The 5806-nt window shown below is 57.7% G+C and carries 3 protein-coding genes, 2 tRNA genes and 1 pseudogene; 4 read left to right on the forward strand and 2 right to left on the reverse strand.

Features of this window, described 5'->3' with window-relative positions; translation table 11 throughout:
• Nucleotides 1-682 (forward strand): annotated as a pseudogene (locus tag Q0K07_RS12765) (TIGR00366 family protein); the annotation flags it as partial.
• Between the two features lie 369 nt (nucleotides 683-1051).
• Nucleotides 1052-1960, forward strand: coding sequence for a DMT family transporter (locus tag Q0K07_RS12770; protein ID WP_294559746.1), 909 nt, complete (start codon nucleotides 1052-1054; stop codon nucleotides 1958-1960).
• 247 nt (nucleotides 1961-2207) lie between these two features.
• Here the strand turns inward: Q0K07_RS12770 and pepT are convergent, their stop codons facing one another.
• Nucleotides 2208-3446, reverse strand: coding sequence for a peptidase T (gene pepT, locus Q0K07_RS12775; RefSeq protein WP_294559747.1), 1239 nt, complete (start codon nucleotides 3444-3446; stop codon nucleotides 2208-2210).
• Between the two features lie 26 nt (nucleotides 3447-3472).
• A complete protein-coding gene (locus Q0K07_RS12780) occupies nucleotides 3473-5029 on the reverse strand; it encodes an AbgT family transporter (protein WP_294559748.1) in 1557 nt (518 codons plus the stop codon).
• 419 nt (nucleotides 5030-5448) lie between these two features.
• Here Q0K07_RS12780 and Q0K07_RS12785 point away from each other — a divergent pair.
• A tRNA-Thr gene (locus Q0K07_RS12785) sits at nucleotides 5449-5524 on the forward strand.
• Between the two features lie 22 nt (nucleotides 5525-5546).
• Nucleotides 5547-5623 (forward strand) — tRNA-Pro (locus Q0K07_RS12790).
• Nucleotides 5624-5806: the final 183 nt, after the last annotated feature.

The following is a 5806-nucleotide window of genomic DNA, read 5'->3' on the forward strand; positions in this document are numbered from 1 at the left end:
GGAGACGGAACCTGCGGTGGCGGGAATCGCCGCCGGACCCTTCAATGCCCGCCACGCTCTGGCGCTTCTCGGCCTTGCGGCGGGGCTTGCCGTGTATGTCTGGGGTTCGCTCACCCTGCACTGGGGCATGAACTACATGGCGGGCATCATGATGCTCGTTGCCATGTTCGGCGCTCTGGTCACGGGCATGGGCATGAACGGCTTTGTGGCGGGATTTCTGCAGGGCGCGCGCCAGATGACCTTTTCGGCCATGCTCATAGGACTTGCCACCGGCATTTCCGTGGTCCTGAGCGAAGGGCATATCCTTCATTCCATCATCTACGGCATGGCGCTCGCCCTGGACAGCCTGCACGACGCCATGGTGGCCCCGGTCATGTTCCTCTTCAACCTGCTCTTCAACTTCTTTGTGCCTTCCGGCTCCGGGCAGGCCGCCGTCGTCATGCCCATCATGGCCCCGCTCTCCGACGTGGTGCATGTGACGCGGCAGACGGCCGTGCTGGCCTTCCAGCTGGGGGACGGTCTCTCCAACGTCATTTTCCCCACCAACGGCACCATGATGGCCTGCATCGCGGCGGCGGGCATCAATTACAAGGCATGGGCAGGCTGGGTGCTTCCCCTGTTCCTGTTCTGGACGGTGCTTGCCGTGGTGACCATGATCGTTGCCGTGGCCACGGGATTCTGATTTCTCCGACAAACTCCGAAGCCCCGCCTCCCGGGAGGCGGGGCTTCTTCCTGCCCTCAGAGTCCCGTTTCACGGGCGCCTGCCGGAAAGGGGGCAAAAAAACACGGGCTGCACGGCATGCTCAAAAAACAGATTCCGCAACATCACAAAAAGGTCTGTCTTCAGACCCGCCCCGGGTGCCCCGGCCCGTCCTTTCCGGGAAAAAGGCTTACTTTTCCCTGAGCGGCATCATCCCCTCTGCATGGCGGGCACTTGCTCCCCGCAAAAGGGAGGTATATGCCTCTATCCGTTTTTCCTGATACCACTGAAAGAATCGCCGCACAGACGGCCATTCGGAGAAAAGTTATGCCTTTCAAGCATGAAAAATTTGTGTATCTTTACCTTTTCATTACCTTTTTCCTCTGGGGAAGCCTCTATGTCGCGGGAAAGTACGTGCTCGACAAGGTGCCGCCCTTCACGGTGTCCCTCGTGCGCTACGCCGTGGCCTTTCTCCTGCTTTTCCTCTTCATCCGCATCAAGAAGTACCGCCCCGTGGAGAAACGGGACTACAAATATATTTTCATGATCGGCTTTCTGGGCTACTTCGTGGCGCTTGTGCTGCAGCTTCTGGGCACGAAATTTTCCAGCGCCTCCTTTGCCGCTCTGGTCAATTCCCTGAACCCCATCGTCATCATGATCATGGCGGCCATCTTCCTTCATGAAAAGCTCACCGTGCAGAAAGTCGCCGGACTTACCCTGGGACTTGCCGGCGTCTATGCCATCATCGGCGGCGTCCACGGCGAAGACATGATGGCGGGCATCGTACTTTCCCTCATTTCCGTGCTGCTCTGGTCGTATGTGTCCATCATCATCCGCAAAATCAGCCACCGCTATCCGCCGCTGCTCATCACGGCCTGGAGCATGGGCGTAGCGCTTGTGTGCACCCTGCCCGTGTCGGCCGTGGAACTGTCGTACACCCCCGCCGTATGGGATACGGGCGTCATCCTTGCGCTGCTGCACATGGCCGTCATGTGCACCTGCGTCGCCCACCTGCTCTGGAACGAAAGCCTTTCCCTCACGGAGGCGGGCACCTGCTCGGCCTTCTACCCCGTGCAGCCTCTTTCGGCCACGGCACTGGGCATACTGCTTCTGGGGGAATCGGTTTCCCTGTCGTTCTGGATCGGCAGCGCGCTCATCATTGCGGGCGTGATGCTCTGCCTCTTCCATGCGCCGCATCTGAGCCACTTCCCCCATATTCTGCACGTTCACCCCGGAAAGCACGACGCCGACGCTCTGTAGCGCTTTTCCCGGAGCGTGGCATCATCCGGCAGAGAAGACTGCCTTCCCCTGAAAGCCCGCCCTTTCCGGCGGACTCCGGCCGAAAAAACGCAGATAAACATTCTCCCCGAGTCGGGCTTTGCACAGAGCCTTCCGCAGAAACCATGCTCCGCCCCTTTTCCGCATAAAAAAAGCGCCGCCCGCCGTTATTCCGGCAGGCGGCGCTTTTCATCATCTCAGCGCCTCGTGCGAAAGGCCCTGAAAAAGGTTACTTTTTCTTCGCGGCAAGTTCCAGAATCTTGAACGTCATGTCCAGAGACCTGCACAGCGAGGGAATGGGCAGAAATTCCGCATTGGAGTGGAAATTCAGGCCGCCGGTAAAGTAATTGGGCGTCACCAGTCCCTTGGCGGAAAGCACGGAACCGTCGGTTCCGCCGCGCATGGCAATGGTCCTGGGTTCAATGCCGAGATCGCGTGCGGCTTCATACATGAGTTCTATGGGAGCTCTGTCTTCTCCCAGGGAATCGCTGATGTTGCCGTACACGTCCGTGATCGTCACCTTGATGCCGGCCCTCTTGTGGCGGATACGCATGAAATCCACCACGTCGAGCACATACTTCTTGCGCGCTTCGTAGCTTTCCTTGTTGAAGTCACGAATATTCATGCGCAGGATGCAGCGGCTGTCGTTGGCTTCGGCTCCGGTGAACCACCAGTAGCCGTCCATGCCGTCGGTCTCCTCGGGCGTCTGCTTGCGGTCGAAGCAGGAGATGATGTCCGCCGCCACCAGCAGAGGATTGACCAGAACGCCCTTGGCGGACATGGGGTGCGCCGTGACGCCCTGAATCTCGAACAGCACGCTGCCCGCGTTGAAGGTTTCGCATACCAGCTCCCCTACGGCGCAGCAGTCGATGGTATAGGCGAAATCCACCTTGAACTTTTCCAGATCCATGAGCTTGGAACCGCAGAGGCCTATCTCCTCATCGGGCACAAAGGCCACGCGGATATCCCCGTGGGGGATGGAGCCGGAGGTCATGGCATGAAGCATGGTCATCACATTGGCGATGGCCGCCTTGTTGTCCGCACCGAGAACGCTGGTACCGTCGGTGAACACGATGTCCTGCCCGGCATAGGCGGCAAGCTCCGGGTGTTCGGAAAGCCGCAGCCAGATATCCTTTTCCGCGTTCAGGCAGACATCGCCGCCCTCATAGTGGAGCACCTGCGGATGCACCTCGGGAGAAAGGGAAACGGGCACGGTGTCCAGATGCGCCACAAAGCCGATGGCAGGAGCTCCGGGCACATTGCCGGGCAGATACGCCGTAAGAATGGCATGTTCATTCAGTTCTATGTCTTCAAGGCCCATGGCGCGCAGCTCGCCTTCCAGGAGGCGGGCCAGTTCACGCTGACCTTCGCTGCTGGGCACCACGCCCGCCGCAGCATCGCTTTCGGAAGGAACGCCCACATAGCGCAAAAAGCGCTCCGTCAACTCTCTGGCATACTTATGTTCCATGATTCTTGCCTTCTTTGAACAAAGGGTTACTTCACAGGGGGATACACATAGCCGCTGTCAAAGCCGAGAGGAATGCCTATCATCCAGAACACATACAAAACGATGGTAAGCACCACGAGCAGGGCCAGGGTGTAGGGCAGCATCATGGAACAGAGCGTGCCCACACCGGTGGACTTGGCATACTTCTGACAGTACATGATAAGCAGAGGATAGAAGGGGAAAAGCGGCGTGGAGACGTTCACGGCGGAGTCGCTCACACGGAAGGCCGCCTGGGTAAGTTCGGGAGAAATGCCGAGCATCATGAGCATGGGCACGAAAATGGTGGACAGAATGGCCCACTTGGAGGTGGCGGAAGTGATGAGGATGTTCAGCATGCCGGTAAGCAGAATGATGCCGAACAGCGTGCAGCCGGAAGGCAGGCCCATGTTCTTCAGGAATTCCGCGCCCGCAATGGCAAGCAGCGTGCCTATGTTGGACTTGCCGAACACATAGAGGAACTGCGCGGCGAAGAAGGCGAACACGATGAAGGAAAGCAGCATGGTAAGCACATGTTCCATGGACTTGATGACGTCCGTGCTGCTTTTGAAGGTTCTGGAGGCATAGCCGTACACCATGCCGGGCACGGCGAAGAACAGGAACAGAATGGGCACGATGGCCTGCATGGCCGGGGCCTTGGGGCTGGTCAGGCTGCCGTCGGGAGCGCGGAACAGGGAATGTTCCGGCCAGCAGAGAGCGAAGAACAGCAGAATGAAGCCGGCCCATGCCAGGCACGCCTTGCGGAAGGCGCTGTTTTCCTCGGGGCTGATGGGGTTGAGCTGAAGCTCGGGGTTGTTTTCCAGACCGCTGTCCAGGGGCATGGTCATGCGCAGGCGCGGTTCCACAATCTTGTCGGTCACATACCAGCAGGCGGCAATGACGAAGAATGTGCCGCCCAGAGCGTAGAAGTAGTTGCAGAGCACATTGACGGAATAGCCGGGGTCGATGGTCTGCGCGGCGGCCTGCGTGAAACTCTGCATGACCGGGTCGATGATGGAAGGCGTGTAGCTGGCCGTGAAGCCGCCGGCAAGACCGGCGAAGGAACAGGCTATGCCCGCCAGAGGATGACGGCCGCAGGAGTAGAAGATCAGGGCGGAAACCGGCATCAGCACCACATAGGCGGAGTCGGACACGATGTGGCAGAGAATGGAAACAAAGATCACGGCCGGAGTGAGAATCTTCCGAGGAATGATGCTGAGCAGCTTTTTAAGAAAAACATGAATAAAGCCACTGCCTTCCGCAATACCTATGCCCATGGTGGCCACGATGGTCATGCCGAGCGGGGGGAAGTTCATGAAGTTCTTGACCGAGGAGACCACCAGGTCGAGCAGGTTCGTCGGGCTCAGCATGTTGAGCACTCTGATGGTCTCGCCCGTGCTCGGGTGCTTGTAATCAAAAGAAATAAAAGAAAGAAGGAAGGAAAGGATAATCGCTATCACCAGTGCGTAAATGAAGAGCATGGTGATGTGGGGCAACTTATTGCCTGCCGCTTCCACGGCATTCAAAAACCGGTTCATGGCCCCCATGGGCTGTTCTGTTTTGGGCATATACACTCCTTGCGCAATGGATTCCGGCACAAAGGCAGCCTTTATGCCGATCATAAGAGAAGCGCCGACACACTTTTTTGCCCATTTTCGCCCCGGGAAGCAAGTGCATACCCCTCCAAAAATCCAAAAAGCTCCTTTTCCGCCCGCCGGGAAAACCATGCCGAAATCTCCGGCTCTCCCGGAGGACTTTCCGGCAGGAAATCCGGAGGCCCTGCCCGGCCCCATCCTGCCGCAGGCAGAAAGCTCACCGAAAAAAACTAAGAACCACCTTCTCCTGTCCATGCCGGAAACATACCGTATTTTCAAGGCTTTTTCGGATTTTTCAGGAACCCTTTTCTTTTTCGCAAAAAAAGATGCGGGAAAATGCTTGACACCCCACCCCCATCCTGCTAATTACACACCTCGCCGAGAGACGAAATGCTCATGTAGCTCAGTTGGTAGAGCGCATCCTTGGTAAGGATGAGGTCAACAGTTCAATTCTGTTCATGAGCTCCATTTCCTTCATCGGTTCCAGAGTCGGGATGTAGCGCAGTCTGGGAGCGCACTTGAATGGGGTTCAAGGGGTCGCTAGTTCAAATCTAGTCATCCCGACCAGAAATTTCCAAGGGAGTAACGAAAACATCGTTACTCCCTTTTCTGTTATCTTCCCTCCCGCGCCGGGCGATGACGCTCCCCCCTCCCTTCGATTCAGAGACCTCTCGACAACTCGCAGGAACAGGGGCCGTACCTGCTTCTTCCCCTCATGAAAAAATGAGCACCTCGGGCGCGCCCGTCGCC

The organism is uncultured Mailhella sp. (assembly GCF_944324615.1).
Taxonomy (GTDB): Bacteria; Desulfobacterota; Desulfovibrionia; order Desulfovibrionales; family Desulfovibrionaceae; genus Mailhella.

What these genes read in the sequence shown, in the direction of transcription:
- pepT (WP_294559747.1), bottom strand. Translation starts at nt 3,446, where the DNA reads ATGGAACATAAGTATGCCAGAGAGTTGACGGAGCGCTTTTTGCGCTAT.
- Q0K07_RS12780 (WP_294559748.1), bottom strand. Translation starts at nt 5,029, where the DNA reads ATGCCCAAAACAGAACAGCCCATGGGGGCCATGAACCGGTTTTTGAAT.